This window comes from Acinetobacter sp. NIOH-H-8, from assembly GCF_046635365.1.
In the GTDB taxonomy this organism is placed as follows: Bacteria; Pseudomonadota; Gammaproteobacteria; order Pseudomonadales; family Moraxellaceae; genus Acinetobacter.
Map to the genome: position 1 here is coordinate 1 of NZ_JBHDVN010000235.1, position 430 is coordinate 430.

Sequence of the window (430 nt, forward strand, 5' to 3'; positions counted from 1 at the left end):
TCACTAACGGTTATTGGTTAAGCACATACAGGGAAATTATGCATATACTGGACGCATTACTGGCTTTCTGCGCCTATTTTTTTATTGGCGCGGCAATGATCATTGTATTTCTTTTTATTTACTCAAAGATAACGCCGCATAATGAATGGCAGTTGATAAAAAATAACAATACTGCGGCATCGCTGGCCTTTAGTGGTACGTTGCTGGGCTATGTCATCCCCTTATCCAGCGCGGCGATAAACTCAGTCAGCATCCCGGACTATTTTGCCTGGGGCGGCATTGCGCTGGTGATTCAGCTGCTGATTTATGGTTGCGTAAGGTTATACATGCCTACGCTGAGCGAAAAAATTATTCATCACAACGTGGCGGCGGGGCTATTTATGGGAACCGCAGCGCTGGCTGGCGGTATTTTTAACGCTGCCTGTATGAC

1 protein-coding gene is annotated in these 430 nt (G+C 46.0%); it reads left to right on the forward strand.

The window, feature by feature from the left end:
• Positions 1-38: 38 nt before the first annotated feature.
• Positions 39-430: DUF350 domain-containing protein (locus ACEWB7_RS17985; protein WP_050191793.1), on the forward strand; the 392-nt coding region annotated here is incomplete at its 3' end.